The organism is Thioclava sp. UBA3469, assembly GCF_002378135.1.
Classification (GTDB): Bacteria; Pseudomonadota; Alphaproteobacteria; order Rhodobacterales; family Rhodobacteraceae; genus Thioclava; species Thioclava sediminum.
On the sequence record NZ_DFRG01000125.1, the window covers coordinates 873 to 1,713 of the forward strand.

2 protein-coding genes are annotated in these 841 nt (G+C 64.3%); both read left to right on the forward strand.

Going from position 1 to position 841, the window contains the following annotated elements; translation table 11 throughout:
• Positions 1 to 328, forward strand: a 328-nt coding sequence (locus B3D39_RS10140) for a transglutaminase-like domain-containing protein (RefSeq protein WP_286789655.1), incomplete at its 5' end; no start/stop codon positions are given.
• Between the two features lie 222 nt (positions 329 to 550).
• Positions 551 to 841: ABC transporter substrate-binding protein (locus B3D39_RS10145; protein ID WP_286789656.1), on the forward strand; the 291-nt coding region annotated here is incomplete at its 3' end.

The following is an 841-nucleotide window of genomic DNA, read 5'->3' on the forward strand; positions in this document are numbered from 1 at the left end:
TCAGGATTTCAGCCATATCATGATCTCCTGCCTGCGTGGGGTGGGGATCCCGGCGGGCTATGTCTCGGGCTTCCTGCGCACCTATCCGCCGCCCGGTCAGCCCCGTCTGGAAGGCGCGGATGCGATGCATGCCTGGGTGCGCGCCTGGGCGGGGGCCGAGACGGGCTGGGTCGAGTTCGACCCGACCAACAATCAGTATGCGGGCGAGGATTACATCACCGTCGGCTATGGGCGCGACTATGACGACGTGCCGCCTTTGCGCGGGGCGATGCGCGGCGCGGGCGGTCAGCAAAGCGCGCAGGCGGTGGATGTGATCCCGCTCGATTGAGCCTGCGCAACCCCGGCGCGCCATCGTGCGGCGCGCCGAAGGATTCGCACGAAAGCTTCACTGGCTCGTGACCCGCGACGTCGCGGCATTCATTGACCACGTGATCAAAGCACGATTTACTCCTCACCAGTTTGTGTTTGAACCGTCCCACGATGTCGCGGCTGTGCGACCGGAGGGGGCGGCAGCACTCACGAAAAGACCAACCAACAGGAAGGACAGACCATGACCATTCGCTCGATGCTTTTGGCGGGGGCTGCCGCGGTGATGATGACCGCAGGTGGAGCCGGCGCCAAGACGCTCGTTTATTGCTCGGAAGCGTCGCCGGAAGGCTTTGATCCCGCACCCTACACCTCGGGCACGACGTTCGACGCCTCGTCGCACCCGGTCTACGACCAGCTGGTCGAATTCAAGCCGGGCACGACCGAGATCGAACCGGGCCTCGCAGAAAGCTGGGACGTCTCCGACGACGGCCTGACCTACACGTTCAACCTGCGCAAGGGCGTGAAATTCCAC